Here is a 23,532-nt window from a genome sequence, read left to right as displayed (position 1 = left end):
AATCATTGATTACACCATAATAATCAATAGCTTAGATGATTAAAAATAATATCAGTGAGAGTCGAAGGCAAAATAATGAGTGCAACAGTTAATATATCTGACAATAAGTTACAGCTAAGTGAAGATGCCTATAATAAGCTTAAGGAAGGCATACTAAGTGGCAACATAGTAAGAGGAAAGACTTATACACAAGGTGTACTTGCGAAAATTCTTAACATGGCTATCAGTCCAATTAAGGTTGCAATAAACAAATTGGAGTCAGAAGGACTCATTATTGTTTTCCCTAGAAGTGGTATACAAATTATAGATACCGACTTTGCACTCACCAGAAACACCTATCAGCTAAGAGTCATTCTCGAAAGAGAAGGATTAAAATCCTATATACGCTCTGTTTCCGATGAAGAAATTCAAAGTTTCAAAACTCGGCATATTGAACTGCAACGGGCTATTTCAACCCCATCTAGCCAGACAAACGGGCAATCAGAGTTAGCCCAGTTGGACTCTGAATTACACAAACAATTTATTTTATCTTTAGATAACCAAATTATTACTAAATCTTACTTGGCGAACGAAGACTTAATAAGGCTGACTCGCTTAGATCGCCTTGATTTAGCCTCCCAAGAAATGATTTCAAGCTCCATTAAAGAGCATATTGAATTAATTGACGCTATAGCGGCAAGAGACCAACTAAAAGCACTTGAGTGTTTAGATGATCACTTAGCTAAGTCAATCAAAAGAGCAATGGGTCTATGGGGTTTTTAGACATTGCGCTGCTATACAAGTCACATTACAAAACAGGAATACTATGACTTCTAATATAAATAATATCCGCATACATTGCTTTGATTACCCGCGAGACAGGGTCATTGGTGATTCTCAAATCGCTTCAAGTAAGGTATGGATTGGCGCATTAGAGCTATTTGATGCTAATGGACAATCTGGATTAGGCTTTTTTCAATCTCTCACGGCGCCTTTGCCAGAAGCTAAAGTTATCAGAACACTATTAGAATCTAGCCGTTTAGACGGGATACTTGGGCAGCCACCAGAAGCCTTGATCCATAAGATATCTAGGCCAAGAGGAGGAAATATTCAGCAGCTTCCTTATCACTTAGATCAAGCTATAGACCAAGCTTTGTGGGACTTAACCGCTAAACGAGCCGATTTACCACTTTATAAACTACTTGGCGGTAATAGCAGTCAAGTCAAAGCTTATGGTAGCGGCGTGTGTTTTCATCTATCAGATCAACAAGTCACAAGCTTTTACGAAAAAGCCATTAAGCACAATTTCTCTGGTTACAAAGTTAAAATTGGGCATCCCGATTTAGCATGGGATATTAAAAGATTACAGCTAGTGTCGGACATTATTGGTAAAGACAAATTACTGATGATAGATGCCAATGAAGCATGGTCACCCAAAGAAGCGATAGCCAAAATCCGCGCCTATGAAAAAGCAGGGTTAGACATTTTCTGGGTCGAAGATCCTATTTTAAGGCATGATATTGCTGGTCTGCAGGAAGTCAAAGCAGGACTCAAAGACACCTACCTAAATGCAGGAGAATATTTACCACTAAGTGGCAAGAAAGCCCTAGTAGATAACCACGCAGCAGACATTATCAACATTCATGGTGATTTTTCTGCCGCCTTAAAAATTGGTTGGTTATGTGCTGAAAAAGGTATTCCCATTGCTTTAGGCAATACCCCAATGGAAATGGGCGCCCATATCGCATCGGCTTTACCAGAGGTGATCTACACTGAACATTCTATGCTCAATTGGGATGATATCATCGAGACACCCTTTACTGTGAAAGACGGATATATCCTACTACCAGACGTCTCTGGTCATGGATTGACATTATCTGAGTTAGCCATAAAAGAGCTCACCCCTTCTTGTGCATAGTGCTCACTAAATCACTTATCTTAAGTTAATTTCATTGCGTTTTTTATCTACTAAAGGCTGGCTCTATTGCCAGCCGCGTTACATTTGTTGTTCCATTTTCACCTCTCGCCACATCCACATAACATTTAACCAGCATTAAAATAACTTTTCCTTTACATCTGATATCTTAATTACTACCATTGAAATATCAAACAACAAACAACAAGAGGCAAGGTTATGTTAAAAAACGTCAAATCTAAAAATGCCGTAAGAAAAACAGGAGGAATTCAAGGCTCAGTTCTAGGACTTTGCCTCATTACAAGCTCTGTTTTTAGTGCAACACAACAGAATTTTTATGTTTCTCCAACAGGAGACGACACTCACAACTCAGGTACATTGTCTGCACCTTTTAAAACCCTTGAAAAAGCCCGAGACGCAGTACGCAGCATAAATAGCGACATGACCGGCGATATTTTTGTCAACATTCGCGGCGGGAATTACCCAATAACGGATACTATTACCCTTACGTCTGTCGACTCAGGCACTAATGGTCACCGTGTAGTTTACCAAGCATATAATGATGAAACCCCTGTGCTAAACGGGGCAACTCTGGTCACTGGCTGGACTCAACATGATGGCAATATTTACAAAGCGACTTTCAACAGTGATGAAAAATTACGTACTTTAATCGTCAATGGTGAACGTGCCTATATGGCAAGTACCGATGCGAGGCCTAATGGTGACTGGGGAACTTATACAATTACCGCTGGCCAAGCTGACTGGGCGAGAATAAATGGCACAGAGGCAGATGGTGGCAGATATAACCTCAGTGACATACCTACACTGACCAATGCGTCAGATGTAGAAATTATGAACAAAACCACTTGGAATACCAACTTTGTTACTGTTCGTGAAAGTGTCATTGAAGGTTCTGAGCGGGTATTAAAGTTTTCACAACCCTATGCAGCCATAGCACAAAACCAAAATTGGGGCGCGTTCAGCAATAGTGGTACCCATACCTTGTTTAATGCCTATGAATTTCTTGATGAAGCTAACGAGTTCTATTTGGATCGTAGTAGTAACACTCTGTATTACTACAATGATGGCCTTGATATGAATTCAGCCCAAGTTTACGCGCCACAAACCGATGCAATATTGAACTTAGCGGGTGACTCTACGGCCAATCGCATAAAAAACATCACTTTCAGCGGTATTACTTTTGCTAATACCCAAGCTAAGTTACCGGAAGTGGCAGGCTCAGCGGGTAAATCAACAGTACAAGCGGCAACATGGAAATTATCTTACAGTGATGGTAACTGGCACAACGATAAATACACCGGCTACGATGTACTAAATGGTGCAATAAACGTTAACAATGCACAGTCCATTAGTTTTGAAGATGGTGCAATTAAAAATGCAGGTAATGAAGGAATTAACTTCACCAATGACGTTATTGATTCACAAATTGTGGGTAATGCCATTACCGGAATGGGTGGCTCAGGTATCAACATTTCCCACCCACAACACGTTTATATTGGTGACGGCGGCACCTACGAAAAATACCCTATAGGTGTTGAAGGCGTAGTACAAAATATTTTAGTTAAAAACAACCTTATCTATGATGTGACACAAATTTACTACGGACATGCGGCTATAACCGCTTTTTTTACCGATGGTTTAACCATTGAACATAACCAAATTCAAAAAACAAAATATTCAGGTGTCAGTCTTGGTTGGGGATGGAATAATTTCGCCGTAGAAACACTACCAGACAACCCAACAACGGTTGCCCGCAACAACAAGTTTAATAACAATCACGTATACGATGTTATGACCTATCTCCATGATGGTGGTGCCTTTTATACATTGGGTAGCCAACCAAACTCAGAAGCAAATGGTAACTACGTAAAAGCCCCCACAACGTTTTTTCAAGGGGTTTATCATCCCGATGAAGGCACCGCTTACTACACGGGCAATGACTTGGTTTTTGAAATTGTCCCTGGACAAGATAATTTTGAATTAAACAAATGGCGTGATAAACGTGATAATCATTACGACAACATCTACTCAACCTCTGGGGCCTATCAAATTGGTGCTCCCAACTCGACCATCACTAATTTAACAGTAGTGCCTGATGCTGACTGGCCTCAAGAAGCATTAGATATTATTGCTAACAGTGGTTTAGAAGACGACTACCTTCACCTATTAATCGGCATACCTGATGCGCCAGATGTACCCGGCCTCATTGATTCTTCAGGTTACACCCTTTTAGAAGCTGAAAGTGGCAGCTTATTTGGCAGTGGTTCAGTCTTTACTGACAGTAATGCATCTGGCGGAGCTGGGATAGAAAACATTCATACTGCGGGTTCGGGCGTAACATTTACCAATATGGCCGCAGCAACATCATTGTTTGTCACTTATGCCTCGAAAAACACCGGTAGCTATAGCATTTATGTTGATGGTGAACATGCTGCAGATTTAAATTTTACTGCAACAGGCGGATGGTCTCGCACCTACAGCAATACTGAAGCGGTGTCGGTTAATATTCCCGAAGGCGCAACGTTAACGCTACAAAAAGACAGTGACGATTCAGGCATTAACATCGATTATATTTCTCTCATTAATCAAAGCTTAACCCAACAAGCAGAAAATGGCATTTTGCTTGGCGCAGCTAAGGTGAGTACTGAGCATGCTGGATTTGAAGGTACTGGCTTTGTTGGCGATATTTTCAACATTGGAGACTCAGTGCAGTTCAGTGTGAACGTTATCGACCCGGGCCAGTACATTTTAACGCCTCGCTACGCAATGGGACTATATGGACCTGAAGGCGTTCGCACTATGAGTGTGTATGTAAACGGCAGCGACCAAGTACAACATATGTTTACCTCTACTGGGGAATGGAATGTATGGGGCGAAAGTAGCAGCGTTATTACCTTACTTCCTGGTGCTAATGATATTAAATTGCAACTTGATGCAGATGACACGGGCGTAATCAACCTAGATCAATTTAGTCTCACAAAAATATATGAAGCTGAAGAAGCAACGCTAACAGGCACAACATCTGATAATAGTTATGAAGGATTCAGTGGCTTTGGATTTGTGTCTGAGATTGACGACATAGGTGACTCAGTTGCATTCACAGTGAATGTGGCTATTGCCGGAGAATATACCCTTGATATGCGTTATGCCGTGGGAGCAGATGGGCCTGCCGGTGAACGCACCATGAGTGTAGTGGTGAACGATACTGACCTTCTGCAAAGTAGCTTTGCATCAACAGGGACATGGGATAGTTGGAGCAATCAAACTGAAACCGTAAGCTTACAATCGGGTGAAAACACTATCCTTTACCGCCTTGATGCTGACGACACAGGCTGGGTTAATTTTGATTACTTGCTTATCGATTTAGGCCTGACTAATGATAATGATGACGATGACGATGACACCCCTATAGATTTACCTAATCTATACGAAGCCGAAGATGCCTCGATAAGCGGCAATAGAATCGGTATCAGCAGCGAACACCCTGGCTATAATGGCAGTGGCTTTGTAGGTAATATCATTACCATTGGTGACAAAATCGAGTTTACGGTTGATCTTGATACTGCAGGTTTTTATGTCCTGAATAGCCGCTACACCATGGGCACTTTTGGGCCTTCTGGCAACCGTACCCTGAGCGTGTATGTCAACGATGAAGACACAGTTCAAAGCAGCTTTAGCACTACAGTTGAATGGGATAACTGGAGTGATAACTCTGATTTAATTCCCTTACAAGCCGGCACTAATACCATCAAATTTCAACTAGACGAAGATGATACAGGTTGGATTAACCTAGATTATATCCAACTTGAGTTTGATTCAGCTCTGCCTGTCTTTGGCGACTTTGATGCTGATCAAGACGTAGATATGGATGATGTTAATTTATTTTATCAACACATCCGCGCCCAAACACTCAGCGATTTAAGTTACGACTTTACTCATGACGGTCAGTTATCTAGCAGAGATGTTAGAGGTTTTATGTCGCTGTGTACGCGAGCGGCTTGCGCGACTGAATAACAGTAAACAAGGTTGGCACTTTGAGGCCAACCTTGTTTTTAATAGCAACAAAGAGATTGAGTCATCACTTATTCAACAATTAGGAACAACCATGAAAAAATTAACCCTATTCATCTCAACTATAGTTTTAACCCTAGCCAGCCTACAAAGTCAGGCAACAACCATTACATTAAGTACGGATCAGCTTAACTACAATATCGGTGATACTGTACTACTGGATATAGCATTTGAAAACGTCAGTTTAGACACAGCTGAACTCGGCTTTAATTTGAACTTTGATAGCAGCGCGCTTATTTTTGATTCCTTTGATTTTAGTACTGAGGTGATCAATAGCGCATTTCTTCCGGCAGCGGATGTTTCATTTTTCGATAATAATATTATCGAAGTTTTTGTGCTTTGGTTGGACAGTACTTACTTGCCTGGAAGCAACTTTTTCCTTGGCCAAGTAAGCTTTACAGCGCAGCAGAATTACAGCCCTGAATTTGCATTAACAGATAGCTATTTGGCTGATGCAAATGGAGCAGATCTTGATGCCCCAACGGTATCAGTACCGGCGCCTGCCACAGGTTTACTCGTTTTATTTGGTTTTTTACTATTACCTATACAAAAAAAACTGCTCGCCAAACAAAAGTAATAATAAACAACTAAAATGAGCCATTGATACTCAGATGATGGCTCATTTTTTTGATAAAAAAAGATGGAACAGACATTGAATCAATCTAGAATAGTAAACTGGGGAATTGTCAGTACAGGCGCAATTGCAGATAAATTTTGTACCGATATGCCACATGTCAAAAATGCGAAAGTCACGGCTGTCGCCGCCAGAAAGCGAGAAGATGCTGTGGCCTTTGCACATAAACATAATATTGAGAAAGCCTATCAAGGTTATCAAACATTATTTGATGACCCTTCAGTAGATGTCATTTACGTGGCCACTCCTCATAACTTTCATTTTCAACATGTCTATGCTGCCCTGATGGCAAATAAACATGTGTTATGTGAAAAACCTATCACCATAAGCAGTGACGAATTTACAACCCTTGCAGCCTTAGCGAAACAGAAAAATTTATTCTTAATGGAAGCGATGTGGACCTATTTTCTTCCTGCGGTTTCACAAGCCAAGCAATGGATCGAACAAGGCCGTATTGGCAGCATAAAACATATTAAGGCCGATTTTGGTTACTCAGTGCCTTACGAGCCCAACGGGAGAATGTATAACCCTAATTTGGCGGGTGGCTGCTTATTTGATATGGGAATTTATCCCCTTGCGATTGCGCAATATTTTAATCCTGGTGAGCTTAAAGATGTGCTCATTAAAACTCACTTTGCACCTCACAATGTGGAAGATGACTTAGTCATACTGGCAACTTGCAATGACATCACACTTTCATTGGCGACCTCTTTTCAATGCCGACTGCAAAATGCGGCGTTAATAATAGGTGATAAAGGCTATATCAAAATCCCAAATTTCTGGCGGGCGAAATCATGTGCTTTGTACCAACTTGATGAAAAAATTGAAGCCTTTAATGACAACTCAATTGGCTGGGGATTGCATCACGAAGCACAACAAGTCAGTGCAGCGATTATCGATAACCAAAAGGAGCATACCATCATGCCCCACTCTGTTAGTTTGCTACTGCAACAACAGATAGAAACAATTACGTCACTTTTTTAAGTGACTTAATCGGTGCGTTAAAACAATCGCATATGGCGATGCAGCGCTTCTTTAAAGTGTAAAAGTAATCCTTGTGACGCGGCTTCTTGGTCGCGATTTAAACAGGCTTGTAATATTTTAATATGCTCTAACAAAGAGCTTTTAACTAAATTAGGGGTAAAATGATGTTCTAGCTGAATAAGTTTTATATAATATTTCAAGCGGGTGGCAGTCACCTCAACAAACTCATTCTTTAAACTTGAAATCATGGTGCCGTGAAACTTCAACTCTATGGCTTCAATTTCTTCTAACAAACCTTTAGTAATTCCCTCTTTCGCTAATTTTTCGATTAATTGATGGTGTTCATTAATCAAATCTGTAATCACACTTTCTTGACCGTATTGTGCAAAGTGTCGTGCCGCTGCACTTTCAATGATAGAGCGGAATTGATAAGTCGCACGTATAAACTCCAAATCAGGTTTTCTAAATTGTATGCCTGATCTTGGGTGAATAATGAGCATATTTTCGCTTTCAAGCACACGTAATGCATCTCGTAATGGCTGCATGGGAATATCCATTAACTTGGATAGTTCACTCTGTGACATAAACGCACCGGGCGCTAATTTACCATCAAACACCCATTGCAGAATTTTGTCGTATGCTGCCTTATTTAAGGATATTGCACGGTTTTCTGTAGGTTTTATCCCATCCTTGCCTAACGATACTTGAGCGTTTTCTTTTTGTTTTATTGCCACTTTTGTTAATTCTCCAGCAACGAGATCAAGGATCTGTTGAACTTTGTGGTACTTTTCCTAAAAAATGGCAAGGTCTAAACATTTCGACCCACAAACAATGGATCTAAGCGCACCATGCCGAGTGCAATGTTACCAGACTCCCAATGGGAAACACTATACTGCCTGATGTTTTTTAAAGGCCCATTGAAAATCACACTTAGCTAGTACGCCCTTGTTTTTGAAACCATTTATTGGATTCTTTAAAGATTAGGGATTAAGTCGCAGCAATCTAGGGGTAACCACCTATGTATACTTGTTGCTGGGGCAGGTAAATTATCTTTAGACTTTAAGGAGTAATTTATGCGCTTAATTAACATCTTGTGTTTATATTTTATTATTGGTGTGGGTTCAGCCAAAGCTAATTTGATTAACTACCAATTTAATACTTTGAACTTTACTGATAACCATCAGGTTACAGGCAGTTTTAGTTACAATACCGATGATGACGTTTTGGTAGCTCTCTCTATTTCGTTATTTGGCCCGGACTTCAATATCGACTTTGATATTGACGACCTTACCTCACCAGATGCTTTCTCAGTAAGTTTCGACAATATGACTTTTGGTGACAGTGCTAATGAGGGATTTGCGTTGTTTAAAAACGATGTGGAATTAGTGACGGGTGAGTATGGTTTAGGAGATTACGATACTTGCTATTTTGGGTCGATATCTGATGCTTGTACGGGTAATTTATTCACTTTCCAATCTGCCACTGTTGGAGTCGATGCACCACAACCAATCTATTTGCTGGCCTTTGGTTTAGTGTTGCTGTTTCGCGGAAAGATTTTAAGTTAATACCATCCCACTACATTTACCTTGTACAGCCCTGTTTACAGGGCTTTTTTATGCTCAAAAAACTTATTACCCACTGAGTTTTTAGGGGTAACTACCCATTTTAGATTGTTTTGTAGTCAGTAATAGTAAAGAGGTATTCATTACTGGAAATCAAACATCATGAAACTAATAACAAAAATTAAAACTATAGCCCTAGCGGTATCACTCACATTGCCAGCTAGTTATCTTCAGGCCAAAACCTTTGATCCAGACTTAGCAACTAAATTAGCGACCTCTGACTTCAGCACACTACATCAAGTAATAGTGACCTTTGACCAAAATGCTGCACCTAGTGCAATTCAATTAGACGAACTGAATGCTTTAGGTATTAATACCGGCGTAAGTATGAAAAACCTTCCAATAGTGGGTGTGTTAGCGACTAAAACTCAGGTAGACGCCATATACGCCCGCCAAGACGTGGTTTCAGTTTGGCACAACGATCCTTTAACTTTGGAAAATCATGAATCAACTAAAGTCTCTGGCGTATTAGATCTGCGTGCCGACCAAGATCTACGTAAAAATGGCATCCCTTATTCTGGACGAGGTGTGGCAGTGGTTGTTAACGATTCGGGTGTTGATGGTAACCATGGGGATTTAATGTTTCCTTCCCATGTTGTGCAAAACGTTTTGGCACAAACTAACTTGAATAGCTTTAGTGGTATTTTGCCCATCACTTATCAAGAAAACGTGGCCAACACTGACATAGGTGGTGGCCACGGCACACATGTGGCGGGCACAGTGGGTGGTATAGGCGCTATGAGTTCTGGTAAACATGCGGGTGTGGCACCAGGTGCCGACATCATTGGTTATGGTTCAGGCGCAGGATTATTCATATTAGATACCATAGGTGGTTTTGATTACGCTCTGACTCATCAGTATCAATATAATATTCGGGTCATTTCTAACTCTTTTGGTAATACAAGTGAGATAGGCATGGATTTCCAGCCTGATGATCCAACCAATATCGCCACTAAAACACTTGCCGACAATGGCATAATTACCGTATTTTCTGCTGGTAACTCTGGCCCAGGTGAAGGCTCAATTACGGGTAACTTTAAAAAGGCGCCTTGGGTAATTACAGTGGCTGCAGGTGACAAAAATGGCCAATTAGCAGACTTCAGTTCAAGAGGTGTTAAAAATGGTCAACCACAAGAAGTCACTATTAATGGCGAAACCTTTACTTGGGAAGACCGCCCTACAGTAACCGCTCCTGGTGTTGATGTTATTTCTGCTCGTGCGTCTACTTCTAGCTTAGGTGGCTTAAGTGCGCAAGATGATATAGATATGGTTGAGCCACAAAACCTTGCTTTTTATACTGTCTCTAGTGGAACGTCTATGGCTGCCCCCCATGTTTCTGGGATTGTAGCTTTGATGATGGAAGCAAACTCTTCTTTGCAATGGCAAGACATTAAACGAATATTACAAAATACTGCCACTCCTATGACAGGCCGCGAATCTTGGGAAGTAGGTGCTGGTTATGTGAATGCTCATGCAGCCATTAAGGCAATAGTTGAAGGTGAATCAACATTCGGCGATACGGTTAAATTAAACCGAGATTTTAATGCTAAAGCCTTAATAGTTAATGGCGACCAAGGTACCTATTCAACCACTTTTATGCCAGTTGGCGATTCACCTGACACGCCATTTTATGTAGGTGAAAAAGTATCTTTAGTGATTGCCAAAGCCGAAATTGAAACAGGCAGCGCCTTTGTATTAGAAGATCCTGCTGGCAATCGCTACGGTTCAGGCATTGGTCTAGCTGTATTAGGCTCAAGTGTTGGTGCCGTTGCCCCAGGCATGCCTGGTAAGTGGAAGTTATACTCTCGTGGTATTGGCTCTATCAGCGGTGTGTCTGTGGATCCTGCTGGCGTAACCAATGGCGTGGGAGCACCCAGCACAGTAGATGTAGAGATCAAAATGATAGAAACCTCAGGTTTCTTAGGGCTTGACGATGTGGCTGAACACCCTGCTCGTACTTTTGCTGAGTATGTGGTTAATCGCCAGTTAATGGACTCAACTTCCCATGGATTTGAACCCGACGCCATGCTTAATCGTGGACAACTAGCAGACATACTCACTTTTGCGGCCAGTGTGCGTCAAAGTCTTAAAGGTAATCAATCCGATTACAATGATGTTGATATTGCCCTAGCTGCAGCCGTTAATTCTGCCACATTAGAAGGTGCCATGTTAGCAGATTTGGATAGAACAGACGCAGCCTTGATGTTAGACAGTGATTCCTCTGATTTTGGTGTTAATGACAATGTCTCTAAACAAGAATTAGCTTACTCGCTAGTCCAATCTTTAGGTTTACAAGCTCAGGCTCAAGCCTTTGACACAGAACAAGACCTCACAGCCATAGTGTTTGGTCAAAGCGTAACTGTAGTTGATAGCGCGCAAATTAGTCCAGAACTAAAAGGTTATGTTCAACAAGCCTTAGCATTAGGTTTATTAAAAGTGCGTATTGAAGTGCAACAAGGGCCCTTTGATTTAGAGCCTAGCTTCAGCGCTTATTTTGAGCCTCAATCTACAATCACTCGCGGAGAAACGGCGGTTGCGCTAAGTACACTCGATACTTTACGTTAGCATTTAATTATTTTTAGTTATTCTAACAGGCCGGCTTTGCCGGCCAATCTCACTAACTCTGCCGAACTATTCACTTGTAACTTTTTATAAATATTACTGCGATGGTTTTCTGCGGTTTTTAAACTCATATCAAGCAACTCAGCCACTTTTTTACTGGTGTTGCCTGCCGTGACTAAAAAGAACACTTCGCGCTCTCTACGGGTTAAAACGGTCAGCGGATTCATGTATTTAGCTTGCGATAACTGAGTATCATTCTGTTCGATGGCAGAGGGAAATACAGTTTTACCCGCTGCAACAGATCTAATCGCTGTTATCAATTTATCACTGGAAGTTTCTTTTAAAATGTAACCTGCTGCGCCCGCGTCACGCATGGCTTCGACATATTCCAACTCGTCGTGCATAGACAACACTAACACTTTGCTCTGTGGTCTTTGGGCTAATAATTTATCTATGGCCACCAATCCACTCATTTTGGGCATGGATATATCCATCAGCACCACGTCGGGCGATAACTTTAACACTAGATTAATTAATTCGATCCCGTCTCCACATTCGCCAATCACTTGGATATCTTGTTCAGCACTTAATACTTGAATGACACCCTGACGCATTAATACGTGATCGTCAGCTATCACTATGGATATACTCATATAGCAACCGTTAAGGTAATTCTTGTGCCTTTAGCTACTTTTGAGTGGATCTCTAAATCAGCGTCAAACGCTTGTGCTCTATCTTGCATACTGTTCAAACCAATACCTTTTTCAATACTTATATGCTCAAAACCGATGCCATTGTCAATAATATCTAATCGAATGGTTTGATGATGACTGGATAATATCACTTTAGTTTGGGTCGCTTGGGCGTGTTTAATAATGTTCACTAAAGCTTCTTGTACAATTCTAAAAATCAATATGCTGGTATCACTACTGAGTTCAGCTGTGAAATTAAACTCACATTCACACTGACATTCTTCTTGCACAAAAAGGCTTCTGGTTAACCACTTAATGGCCGGTACTAAACCTAAATCATCCAAAATGGTTGGGCTCATAAGCCGCGATAATTGACGCACATCAGCCAGCGCCATTTCAGCCAATTGCGCCAAATCTTGAAGCTCTGGCTGCTCATTACTTAGGCTTTGTAAACGCCTAGTTAAACCTGTAAGCAGTTGACCAACACCATCATGTAACTCACGTGACAGTTTGGCTTTTTCAGATTCTTGTTGCGCCCATAGACGTTTTGCCAATTGATTAAGCCTGTCTTGTTCTTCGTCTAACCTTGCTTTTAAACGTGTTTGTTGGCTTTGAATTTCAGCTAATAACTGTGCTGACTGCTCAGAACTCAAGATAAGACTCCCTATACAATTTCACTTGCTGCTCGTTCAATTGATTGAGCCATTGGGTTGTCAGCTGTTGTTGTTTTTCTTGAGATTTCGGGTCGTCAAATACCTGATAATAAATATGATTTCGCCAATACTTAGGATGCGATAACAGTTGTCTGCGCAGGGCTACCCGCGCCTCTTCTTGGGCAGATTGTAAATACAGTAAATGCATATATTGCTGATAATAAATCGGTTTAACAATTTGCTCTAGACGTTGCATGCTTTGACTGTCAGCGGGCAAGGACAATCTTTCTTGAATATCCAATAGAATTTTCATTTCAGTTAAAACCGGAATATTTGCCTGTTGGATTTCCCGCACAAACTCTAGTGGCTCTGCCGAAACTAACTCTGATGACATCAAATTGGCGCTCAACTGCAACCAACTTAATAATACTTGTTGTTCAATCATAGTATCGGCAATGGTGTGTCCGGCCAATTCAATGTGTTTTTGTACGCAGTCTATATCCGCTATTTGTAAACAGATTTCTGCATGCCATAGATAAATTTCTGTCAATGCACGGCTGTCTTCGGTTTGCTGCGCTAACTGCTGTGATTCGTTGAGGTTTTTGAGGGCAGTTAATAAAGCGCCATCGGCAAAATTTAGAAAACTATATAACAGCTTATTAATCATCAACTCTTGTTTTTGACTGGCATCAAGCTGTTGCGAAACTTGGGTTAAATAACGAGTGGCTTTTAGATGATCGCCTTTCGCCAAACTTAACTGCGCGAGATTTTGTAAGGTCCGATTTAAATGACTTTGCTCATTGTTATTATCAAACAAGGTTTTAGCTTGCTGCCAATAAATATCTGCCAAAGAAAAATCACCAATTAAAAAGTGCATGTAGGCCACATTGCTCATGCTTTGCGCTTTTTCACGCCCATTGCCCGATACACTGCGAAGATCTAAGCCGCGTTTGTAATAACCGAGCGCTTGTTTATACAGTCCTTGTTCTTCGTGTAAAATGCCTAAGGTATCTATTACGTGTGCTTGGCGATTAGTATCACCGCCCACTTCTAATATGCTTAACGCTTCTTCTAATGCTGATTTAGCCTCTGAGTATTGACCATTTAACGTATCCACTGTGGCTAAATTAGCTAAAGATTTAACCCGCTCTAATGGAAAAGACTCTGGATCATAAAGCGCCAATGCGTCTTTCAGGTATTTTTCAGCAATTTCATATTCCGCGCGCCTTAAATGCGCTATGCCAAAGGCGTTTAAGACTAACCCTTCACCTGCCACATCTTTATTTTTTCGATAGATCACTAATGCCCGGATTAATTCATTTTCAACAGCACTTTGACTGTCACCAGAAATGATTTTAAGCCGCGCCAACTCGAACCAAAACTGAGCATTGTTTGGACGCAAATCAACCGCTTGTTGGTAATCAGCAATAGCCGCAGGATAATCACCCGCCCACTCAAGAATTTCAGCGCGTTTTGCTAACAAATCAGCACGACCTGGATACCCTTCTATGAGTTTTTGAATGCTTTGTGTAGCTAAGTCTAAATCATCGTTCATTTCAGCTTGTAATAGTCGACCTTGTAAGCGCCAGAAGGTCGACTCAGTAGATAGCGCAAAGAGCGCCTCTAGATCTTCTTGAGCCTTTTCTACATCACCTTGCAGCCAAGCTTGATAGGCAGCCTGATACCATGCACCCGCATATTCAGGAGCAAATTGTTTGAGTTGATTAGATAACTGTGCGGGCCCGTGGTTTTGCAATTTTTCTGTAGCCAAAGCGGCAATACCTGACAGGAATAATTGTGTTTCTGATTGCTCAAATTGATTGGCTAATTGCTTTTCAAGCAAAATAAATAAACTGCTAGCAAATTCAGTTAAATCTTTTTCAAGTTGATTGGCGTTGATGCTTCTGGTGTGTTCGAGCAAACTCATATCCGCAGGCATGGCGTAAATACTCGCTCTAATTAAAAAATCATCGCCTTGAATATTGTTGATGCTAAGCACTATTATCGCATCCAAACTAAAAAGACTGGCTAAATCAACGCGGTCCGCGGCCACTAAAGTTGGTTTTAAGGCCAAATTATTAGCACTTTTTTGTATGCCTATTGAGTCAACTACCGACAAACGCTGATTGGTTTGCAGTGGCATTTCGAAGATTTCCACTAAACTTTGCAACAACCCTGACTTTCCGTCATGAATAATGCCTATTTGAACCGTATCTGTGGGTAATTGGGGTTGCTTGTCTCTACCTAGATTCACCTTGAAGCCTAACCAAACTAATAAACAAATTGTGAGCAATAACCCAGCAAAAATTATAGTATTTTGCCGAGCATTAGGTGTGCTTTGGGCATGATAAAAATCGTTAACCTGAGCTAACTTCGGGCGTTTTAGCGGATTGGGATGGCACAAAGTGTTGGCAAATTTAGTGTGTTTCGCCAGCCATAATCGATCAACAATAGAAAATGAATTAATACTGACACTTGCCAACATCAACTGAATGGTTTTACCGGCACTAAAAAGTTCTGATTGAATTCCTGATGCTCCACCGTATAACACTTCAGGTGCTGAAAAATCTTGATGGCCACTGGTTTGCATGGTTTCACTGTGTAATTGCTGGCCAATGCCAAAATCAATTAAGTGCAGATTATTATTGTTATCGATTAATATATTATCTGGTTTGATATCACCATGTTTGATTTGCGCCGTTTCACAGGCACTTAAAGCACTAAATAATTGTTGGGTCCAAAGCTTAAACTCCTCTTTGGTTATAGGCTCTGCAATACGATTTATTAACGGCTTGCCTTGGATATATTCCATAGTGAAAAACACTAAACCTTGATCTTCAAATACATCAAAAATATGAATGATATTTTTGTGTTGAAGTTGACGAGCAATTAACACTTCGTTGCGAATAACGGTGAGCTGTGAATGATCTTGTAGCGAAGTTTCAACCACCTTAATGGCAATATCTACTTCTAATAATTGATCGTAAGCATGATAAACATTGCCCTGAGCACCTTGGCCTAAAGGAGCAATAATTTTAAAGCGGTTTACCAGTATTAGGTCATTATCGAGTTGCGCTGCAGAGCGTAAGGACTGTGTTGCCAGATCAAATTCGTCGGATGGTTTTTGGGTGTGTTCGGTCAACTAGCCACTCCATACTCTTTCTCTCAAAAATGAGCATTAGTTGTTACAAGCTAGAGAGATATTATGTTCTATAGATTGAAATAACAAACGTAAAGATAAAATACTGGCAAATGACTCAACAAACTTGACTTCTGTTTGCGTAAAAAACTGGCGGTTTTGGGTATTATCGGCATACAACACACCAATGATTTCCCCTTCTGATGTAATGGGCACACAAAGTGCAGCTTGAATATTATTAAGTATCACACTTTGCTGGGCAGCAAGATTAAGTTCGTCGCGAATATTGCCAATAGCCAATGGACGTTTTTCTAAAATACATCGATTAATGATACTTCTACTGCCGGTAAAACTATTTTCAGCCATCCATGCTTGATAGCCTAAACATTGCTGAAGTTGTTGATTCTGATCGAGTAAAATAAGCGCTGCACGTTCACAACCCAAGGTTTGCAACAAACAATGGCGAGCCATTTCTAATAATGCCGCACTCGATTGACATTGATTAAACTGCTTAGACATCTGTTGCACTTGTTGTTTACGCCAAGTATTTTGATTATCAAGAACGGTTAGTTGATGGTGATTGAGATGTTTAAATTCGCAGGATATTGGCCCAAGACTTAAGACTTTTTGCTCTTTAATAGGCACAGAGGTCACTCTCTGGCCATTATCAAAGCAACCTGCAGTGCTAGTGTCTTGCAGCGACCACAAATTATCATCATTGGCACTTAGCTTGGCATGGGAGCGAGAAATTTGCGGATGATTAATTAATACATCCGCTGAGGCGGCTCGACCTATATGATAAATATTTCCTTCAAATAACACGTGCTCAGCAACAAAGCCTGACTCCAGTGACACTTTGAGTTGCATGGGCACGGCACTATCCTTTTACGTTGTTTACACTAGCTATTAGCTAACCCGCAGGCTATATCTTAAGGTTTTTAAACGGGTCAGTAACTCGCCTTGCATATTGATTAGATCATTTGAAGAGCGCCACACAGTACTGATTTTTTCATTGCTGGCGTTTTCAACCAAAGTGATCAACTCGTCCACTACTGTCAACGCAGCTAGATAGTCATCAATTAACAAGGCTGATTGCAAATTGTATAAACTGGCTTGCAGCGTGGTAGCTAATACTGAAGAGACTAAATCACTGTGCTGACTAACTAACTGGTTAAGCTGAGTGAAAGTATCGTTTATCTTAAGGGCATGGCTGCGCTGGTCTAATACAATCACAAAATCAGAAAAACTACCTGTGCTCCCTCGTGCCCGAATACTGCCGGCAGAGACCATAGTAGTGATATCTTCAAAGTCTCCATTGGCGTGTGAGCGAAATAGTCTGGCTGGCATAGCCGCGTTGTAATCAACCGCTTTGGTATATATCTCTACAGAGGCTAAACCTTCAAAACCAAAACCAGAGTTGGCTTTAGGTGAGATAGAAACCACTACCGGGAAAGTAGATATTAAGCTGATATCGTTAGACGTGAGTCTGTCCAACACACTTGCATCACTAGGTGTAACCAAAGTTGCACTAATGTCTATGTTGTTGGCGCTCAAGCCTATACTGTTTTCAAACTCGACCAGTAAATCTAAGGCAATTAAGTTTGTGACATTTAATTTAGCCTGTAATTTATTTTTAGTGATGGTCACACTAGTGGGAGTAACTGTTTGCGCAAATGCTAGATTGCAAAATGCAGTTATAAACAGCAAACCTACAATCTGTCTAAATTTCAGAGGCATAATTTGGCACCTATATTTACTTCAGTTCAAAGCAACTTAACCTATATGAACCACTACTTCAATAGTGGTTCATATAGAACATCTATTATTGAAAATAATTAACAAAAAGTCGTGATGCAAGCTCCGCATAATGTGCTCGGCTAATTGTGGCGTCACTCTCAAAACGTACCACTAACTTCGGCATCAAATCAAAAGGCCCTTGCTCAATGGCAAAATTGACATTGATTAAGGATAAATTGATTGCCAGCTGCACATAACCTTTCATTTCAGCAGGAATACTGTCTTGGTCAGCCAATACAAGTTGTTCTCCTTTATAATCAACGATGATATCGTTATTAGGGTCAAATGCAGTGGCAGCCTCTTGTAAGCCCAGCAATTGCACTAAACTGTAGGCCATGTCTAATTTATTTATTTTACCAAAGGCATTCGCTTGATTGTTGACCGTTGTCAAAATAGGACTTTGCGTACGATTTGAATCTTTTAGAGCTCCACCAGCAACAGTGACAGATTCCATAAAGGGTTTATCTAGCGTCGAAACTCGACTTAACTGGTGTTTGTCTTCGTTTAGAAGATCACGATATTGTCTTACTGCGCCGCCCATTACCGCGTAACGAGCAAAATCTTTACGACGCAAGACACTATCAGGCGAAAAGTTATTATTACCTAAGCCGTCCATAAGTCTTTCACTTACAGCAAACTCAATTGCGCCTTGCTGAGGGTGTCCGCTGACATCATCTAAACCATCAAATCCACCGCTTAGCTCAAAGGCAACTGTGACATCAAAAAATTCAGGCACACCAGGACCATTCGTTAAGCCTAATGGATCGGCATTAATGCCAGATAGTGAGGTTAATCCATAAACATAAACTCCCCATGTACCCGCCATACCCGGAGCAGATACACGCATATCCTCAGTTAAGACTGGTGTGGATAAATTGCCAAAATATTCGGTGCCATCTGGTGCCACTAACACTAACTTAGTTAAATTCGCTAAAGTAGAAGCAGAGGCTTTCACTAAAGCGGTACCTTCTGCCACTTCAAAATATTGCACTTCAGGTTCGCCCACTGGGCTATAAAAAACCTCTAGTTCTAGCTGTTCATCACTAGCGACTACATTGGCGTTAGCGTTAAAGGTTTTAGACACTAAGTTATTCACTGTAACGCTACGATCCATATCATAATTTAACGCCGCAGCGACGGCAGAGCGGGCATTCACATATCCTGCGCCTACTTCCCATCTTTCATAACCGGGCATATTGGTTGCGGTTTCTTGCAATAGACGTTTGATAGTGAGGTTATCTAGGCTAGGGCTGGCTTCGAGCATCAGCGCAACGATACCAGACACATGAGGCGTAGCCATTGAGGTACCTGAAATCATGGTATAAAAAGGCACGTTTTCTAGTTCGATAGCGTCAACATCAGCTTCACCGCCATTCGCGGCGAGATTGGTTGTTGCTCGAGTAGATATAATATCCACCCCAGGTGCCACTATGCTGACTTCATTTGAATATTCCCAACTGGAACCGTCTGGCATAGTAAACTCACCACTTTCAGATTTTAATCCACGTGAGGAAAAATCAGCTAGTTTGCCAAACTTATCCCCTGCGCCTACAGATAAGCCCCAAGGAATTTGTGAATAAGGATTATGAGTATCTTCACCTGGACCACTGTTACCAGCAGCAAATACACTCAAGATCCCCAATTTATGCGCTTTATAAGTGGCCATTGATACTGGTCCTAAAGGCTCATATTTACCACTTGAGCCCCAAGAATTGCTGATCACTTTGATTGGACTTGCGTAGCTATAAACATTATTAATGGCAAAATCAAAACCACCAATAGTGTCCAACAAAAACAGTCCACCACCTGAACCATAACCAATAAGATCAGCATCTGGTGCCGCACCTAAATATTTACCCCCAGACATACTGCCGTTGCCAGATATAGTACCTGCAACGTGTGTACCGTGGCCCGAGTTAGTGTCTGTATTAATTTGGCTTTTTAATGTTATACCATCAGTCAAACCTGTGATGCTAATAACCGATGCATGCGTAATACCTTGTACGTTCTCAACCACAGTATCACCAAAAAATATGTCCTGATGAGCTGCATCAATCCCCGAATCGTTGACCATAATGGTCACACCTTTACCGGTAACTTTAACTGAGTTTCTTTGTTCGAACTCAGCTGTTTGCAAGTCGGCTACCCCAGTAATTTGTCTCGCATCAGCATTAAAATATTGCATTGTTCGGTTCGCGAAAATGGACTGAATATCATCAAATTTCGACAATGCTTGGATTTGTTGTTTTGTCGCTAATACGCCCATAATTGGCAATGATTTAAATTGCACCCCTTGGCTTATTCCAAGGCCCAATATTTGGCTTAATTGAGACTCAGTTAATGGATCAAGTTGACTGTACGTCAGCACTGCCATAATTGGTTGCGCGTCATCAAGTGAAATAAGAGATTCGGCTAATTGCTCGCCGATTAAAGCATCGGCATTAGCGAATGAAGAGAATGCCAACATGGCGCTGGCAATTACAGACAATCTACGTTTTTTAGTAACAGTGTTTGACATAATGTGTGCTCTTGATAATGAATACACTGTCATATTGACTGTTGTTGTTATGTACGAATATAGGGGGATCACCCTATATTTGATTTAAATGTTGAAACTACAAACCTAAAAAGATAAAGAACCATACCGCTGTTACCTCAGCGGTATGGTCAGTTTTTCATGGGTTAGATTGCCATAGGTTTAAAGGGCAAGTCTCGATAACGTTTACCCGAGGCTGCAAATACGGCATTGGCTAAGGCTGGGGCAAATGGCCCTAGGCCTGGTTCACCTAAACCTGTGGGTTTGTAGTCATTTTCCATGAAGTGCACATTCACCTGTGGCATTTCGTTGATACGTAACACTGGGTAATCGTGAAAGTTTGAATTCACCACTGCGCCCTCTCTAAAGACTACTTCGGTACGTAACGATAACGACATCCCCATCACCACTGCACCTTCCATTTGTGCTGTGGCACTGTCAGTGTTTAACACTTGGCCACAATCAACTACGGCGTCGACCTCAAGCACTTTAATGTCATCACCATTCACTTCTACTCGTACTGCCATGGCTACATAAGTATTAAAGCTAAAATGTACCGCTATACCTAAACCTTGGTTACTAGGTAGTTTACTACGATCCCCCCAATTAGACTTTTCAGCTGCCATGGCCAACGCCGCTTTTGAGCGTGCGACTTGCTCAGCTTGTTCGGCATTTTTGTTGTTGTCGTAAATGCTGTTTAATAGACTAACCGTATCTTTTTTGGTTTGGTGCGCTAATTCATCGGCCGCACTACCAAAGGCAAAGCCATAAAATATGGCGTATACCGCACGGTACCAACCGATACGAGTATGGGCTTTCGCTTCACCAGTTTCACTGCGATAGTTGGCTATACCAAAAGGATGATTATCCACATCACCTAAATTATTGGCCGGCGCTCTATCAAGTGATGGGTCAAACAGAGAAGCAATAGCAGGGAAAGCTGCGCGGTGTAACCAGCCTGTGACATTACCGTCTTTATCTACTGCAGCTTCAATATGTTGGGCATTAATAGAATGGTAATACCCTGTACGCATGTCTTCTTCCCGAGACCAAGTAAGTTGAACAGGTGCATTCACCGCCTGCGACAAGACTGCCGCTTCATGCACGTAATCACATTTAAACTTACGTCCAAACGCCCCACCCGCCATGGTCACATTCACCCAAATATCTTTAGGTTCACGTTTTAAATATTGGGCTAATACCTTTTGGATATCGCCAGGGCTTTGTGTGGCGGCCCAGACTTCACAGCTGTCTTTTTGTACCCAAACTACTGAAGCATTAGGTTCCATAGGTGAGTGTGACAAATGCCCACCTGTGTAGGTGGCTTTCATAACGTGTTCGGCTTGAGCAAAAGCTTTAGTAATATCTCCGCGCTCAGCCGCTAACTGAGCTGGGCTTTCTACATTTTTAACTAGTTGGGCTTTATAGGCCTTAGTGTCGTAATTTTGGTGTTCACCTAAGTCCCATTCTATTTTCAACTTCTTAAGGGCTTGCTGTGCAGTCCAGGTATTGTCTGCTACTACAGCTACACCACCAAGAGATCCAAAAGGCACTTCAAAGCGTGGTATTTCGATGACATCAATCACACCTTTCACTTGCATTGCGGCTGTTTTATCAACACTTTTTAGCTTGCCTCCCATGACTGGACAGTGAGTCATAGCCGCATATTTTAACCCTGGCATTTTAGTGTCAACGCCGTAAGTTAATTTACCCACCACTATGTCACCTTGATTGTGCCTAGCGATGTCTTTACCTATATATTTGTAATCTTTCTTTTCTTTTAAGGTAACACTAGTAGGTACCGATTCATTGGCAGCAAGACTCGCCAATTCGCCATAACCTAATTTTTGTTGATTGTTTTTGTTAATGACAAAATGATTATCAGCCATACACTCTTGTGTTGGTACACCCCAGACTTTGGCAGCGGCTGCCACTAACATCACCTTAGCTGCAGCACCTGCTTCACGCATGGGAATATACATAGTGCGAATACTGGCCGAGCCACCTGTGGCCTGAGATCCGTATTTTTCTTCGTTACCTTCGCCTTGCTTAATACTGACCCGAGTCCAGTCGGCTTCGAGTTCGTCGGCTACCGCGGCAGGTAATGCGGTACTGATACCCTGACCCATTTCACAGCGACCACAATAAATTAAGGTGTCGCCGTTATCGTCAATATGGATAAAGGCATTGGGATTAAAGGTGCTGTCTTCGCCCATTTTAAAACCGGCGATAGTGGTTTGTGGCAAACTGATACCTAAAACCAAACCTCCTGTTGCTAAACCAGATTGTTTAAGGAATTGACGACGGCTTTCATTTGAAACAGTATTTTGTTTAGAGACACTCATCTTAGGCCTCCTTATACATTTCTTCAGCGGCATCAGACACCGCTTGTTTGATACGTTGATACGTACCGCAACGGCAGATATTCCCTTGCATAGCATTGTCGATATCATCACTACTAGGTTTTTTATTGGTAGCTAAAAAACTGGCGGCGTTCATGATTTGCCCTGCTTGGCAGTAACCACATTGGGGAACTTTATTGGCTAACCAAGCTTTTTGTAATGGGTGATCACCCTTTTCAGAAAGCCCTTCAATGGTAGTAATCGTTTTACCTACCACAGCCGACACTGGCATCACACATGAGCGAGTAGCCTGGCCATCGAGATGAATAGTACAAGCACCACATAAGCCCATACCACAACCAAATTTAGTACCTGTTAGCTCTAGTTTATCCCGTAAAAACCACAACAAAGGCATGTCACCCTCAACGTCTATAGGATAATTTTTACCGTTAATCTTGATACTTTGACTCATCACTCTCTCCGCTTAACTCATATAGGCTGAATCGATGCTCTGAACCTGCCTGATTGTTTGGTTTACACCGCTAGCCACAATTTAATTTTGGATCGCTGGTGTCGAATATTTTA

General features: G+C 41.4%; 16 protein-coding genes. 7 read left to right on the top strand and 9 right to left on the bottom strand.

Annotation, left to right across the window (positions count from 1 at the left end; translation table 11 throughout):
- Positions 1-75: 75 nt before the first annotated feature.
- From AAC000_RS18325 to AAC000_RS18305, 5 genes are all read left to right on the top strand, one after another.
- Entirely contained in the window at positions 76-762 is a 687-nt protein-coding gene (locus tag AAC000_RS18325; protein ID WP_215929711.1) for a GntR family transcriptional regulator, read from the top strand.
- A gap of 43 nt (positions 763-805) precedes the next feature.
- Positions 806-1,897, top strand: coding sequence for an enolase C-terminal domain-like protein (locus AAC000_RS18320; RefSeq protein ID WP_339724752.1), 1,092 nt, complete (start codon positions 806-808; stop codon positions 1,895-1,897).
- Positions 1,898-2,113: 216 nt separating this feature from the next.
- Positions 2,114-5,929 (top strand): CBM35 domain-containing protein, encoded by a 3,816-nt coding sequence (locus AAC000_RS18315; protein ID WP_339724751.1) that lies wholly within the window; start codon positions 2,114-2,116, stop codon positions 5,927-5,929.
- Between the two features lie 91 nt (positions 5,930-6,020).
- Positions 6,021-6,563: a hypothetical protein gene (locus AAC000_RS18310; RefSeq protein WP_339724749.1), complete on the top strand. Its 543-nt coding sequence runs from the start codon at positions 6,021-6,023 to the stop codon at positions 6,561-6,563.
- Between the two features lie 75 nt (positions 6,564-6,638).
- On the top strand, positions 6,639-7,604 hold the full coding sequence (locus tag AAC000_RS18305; RefSeq protein ID WP_339724747.1) for a Gfo/Idh/MocA family oxidoreductase: 966 nt from the start codon (positions 6,639-6,641) through the stop codon (positions 7,602-7,604).
- A 17-nt stretch (positions 7,605-7,621) separates the two neighbouring features.
- Here the strand turns inward: AAC000_RS18305 and AAC000_RS18300 are convergent, their stop codons facing one another.
- On the bottom strand, positions 7,622-8,338 hold the full coding sequence (locus AAC000_RS18300; protein ID WP_339724745.1) for a GntR family transcriptional regulator: 717 nt from the start codon (positions 8,336-8,338) through the stop codon (positions 7,622-7,624).
- A 339-nt stretch (positions 8,339-8,677) separates the two neighbouring features.
- On the opposite strand from AAC000_RS18300, the gene AAC000_RS18295 reads away from it, so the two are divergent.
- Both AAC000_RS18295 and AAC000_RS18290 read left to right on the top strand, forming a co-directional pair.
- Positions 8,678-9,169 carry a hypothetical protein gene (locus AAC000_RS18295; protein WP_339724743.1) on the top strand — a complete coding sequence of 164 codons (492 nt, stop codon included), beginning with the start codon at positions 8,678-8,680 and terminating at the stop codon, positions 9,167-9,169.
- Between the two features lie 159 nt (positions 9,170-9,328).
- Complete coding sequence (locus AAC000_RS18290) at positions 9,329-11,791, top strand: S8 family serine peptidase (RefSeq protein ID WP_339724741.1); 2,463 nt, start codon at positions 9,329-9,331, stop codon at positions 11,789-11,791.
- A gap of 17 nt (positions 11,792-11,808) precedes the next feature.
- Here AAC000_RS18290 and AAC000_RS18285 read toward each other — a convergent pair whose 3' ends face one another.
- From AAC000_RS18285 to AAC000_RS18250, 8 genes are all read right to left on the bottom strand, one after another.
- Positions 11,809-12,441, bottom strand: coding sequence for a response regulator transcription factor (locus tag AAC000_RS18285; protein ID WP_339724740.1), 633 nt, complete (start codon positions 12,439-12,441; stop codon positions 11,809-11,811).
- Entirely contained in the window at positions 12,438-13,133 is a 696-nt protein-coding gene (locus tag AAC000_RS18280) for a sensor histidine kinase (RefSeq protein WP_339724739.1), read from the bottom strand. Before AAC000_RS18280 ends, AAC000_RS18285 begins: the two co-directional genes overlap by 4 nt.
- Complete coding sequence (locus tag AAC000_RS18275; RefSeq protein WP_339724738.1) at positions 13,123-16,275, bottom strand: tetratricopeptide repeat protein; 3,153 nt, start codon at positions 16,273-16,275, stop codon at positions 13,123-13,125. Before AAC000_RS18275 ends, AAC000_RS18280 begins: the two co-directional genes overlap by 11 nt.
- Positions 16,276-16,311: 36 nt before the next feature.
- On the bottom strand, positions 16,312-17,139 hold the full coding sequence (locus AAC000_RS18270; protein WP_339724737.1) for a GAF domain-containing protein: 828 nt from the start codon (positions 17,137-17,139) through the stop codon (positions 16,312-16,314).
- 39 nt (positions 17,140-17,178) lie between these two features.
- On the bottom strand, positions 17,179-18,009 hold the full coding sequence (locus AAC000_RS18265) for a DUF6689 family protein (RefSeq protein WP_339724735.1): 831 nt from the start codon (positions 18,007-18,009) through the stop codon (positions 17,179-17,181).
- Between the two features lie 85 nt (positions 18,010-18,094).
- Positions 18,095-20,587: a S8 family serine peptidase gene (locus AAC000_RS18260; RefSeq protein WP_339724733.1), complete on the bottom strand. Its 2,493-nt coding sequence runs from the start codon at positions 20,585-20,587 to the stop codon at positions 18,095-18,097.
- Between the two features lie 164 nt (positions 20,588-20,751).
- The gene (locus tag AAC000_RS18255; RefSeq protein WP_339724731.1) at positions 20,752-22,950 is read right to left on the bottom strand and encodes a molybdopterin cofactor-binding domain-containing protein; all 2,199 of its coding nucleotides are present in this window, start codon (positions 22,948-22,950) and stop codon (positions 20,752-20,754) included.
- 1 nt (position 22,951) lies between these two features.
- The gene (locus AAC000_RS18250; RefSeq protein WP_339724729.1) at positions 22,952-23,419 is read right to left on the bottom strand and encodes a (2Fe-2S)-binding protein; all 468 of its coding nucleotides are present in this window, start codon (positions 23,417-23,419) and stop codon (positions 22,952-22,954) included.
- Positions 23,420-23,532 lie beyond the last annotated feature (113 nt).

This window comes from uncultured Paraglaciecola sp., from assembly GCF_963977085.1.
Lineage (GTDB): Bacteria > Pseudomonadota > Gammaproteobacteria > Enterobacterales > Alteromonadaceae > Paraglaciecola.
Note: the sequence above shows the minus strand (reverse complement) of the source record. Positions and strands in the feature narration are given on the sequence as shown.

Excerpts from the sequence above, each read along its gene's own strand:
- AAC000_RS18325 (WP_215929711.1), top strand. The coding sequence starts at position 76 with ATGAGTGCAACAGTTAATATATCTGACAATAAGTTACAGCTAAGTGAA.
- AAC000_RS18320 (WP_339724752.1), top strand. The coding sequence starts at position 806 with ATGACTTCTAATATAAATAATATCCGCATACATTGCTTTGATTACCCG.
- AAC000_RS18315 (WP_339724751.1), top strand. The coding sequence starts at position 2,114 with ATGTTAAAAAACGTCAAATCTAAAAATGCCGTAAGAAAAACAGGAGGA.
- AAC000_RS18310 (WP_339724749.1), top strand. The coding sequence starts at position 6,021 with ATGAAAAAATTAACCCTATTCATCTCAACTATAGTTTTAACCCTAGCC.
- AAC000_RS18295 (WP_339724743.1), top strand. The coding sequence starts at position 8,678 with ATGCGCTTAATTAACATCTTGTGTTTATATTTTATTATTGGTGTGGGT.
- AAC000_RS18290 (WP_339724741.1), top strand. The coding sequence starts at position 9,329 with ATGAAACTAATAACAAAAATTAAAACTATAGCCCTAGCGGTATCACTC.
- AAC000_RS18285 (WP_339724740.1), bottom strand. The coding sequence starts at position 12,441 with ATGAGTATATCCATAGTGATAGCTGACGATCACGTATTAATGCGTCAG.
- AAC000_RS18270 (WP_339724737.1), bottom strand. The coding sequence starts at position 17,139 with ATGCAACTCAAAGTGTCACTGGAGTCAGGCTTTGTTGCTGAGCACGTG.
- AAC000_RS18265 (WP_339724735.1), bottom strand. The coding sequence starts at position 18,009 with ATGCCTCTGAAATTTAGACAGATTGTAGGTTTGCTGTTTATAACTGCA.
- AAC000_RS18260 (WP_339724733.1), bottom strand. The coding sequence starts at position 20,587 with ATGTCAAACACTGTTACTAAAAAACGTAGATTGTCTGTAATTGCCAGC.
- AAC000_RS18255 (WP_339724731.1), bottom strand. The coding sequence starts at position 22,950 with ATGAGTGTCTCTAAACAAAATACTGTTTCAAATGAAAGCCGTCGTCAA.
- AAC000_RS18250 (WP_339724729.1), bottom strand. The coding sequence starts at position 23,419 with ATGAGTCAAAGTATCAAGATTAACGGTAAAAATTATCCTATAGACGTT.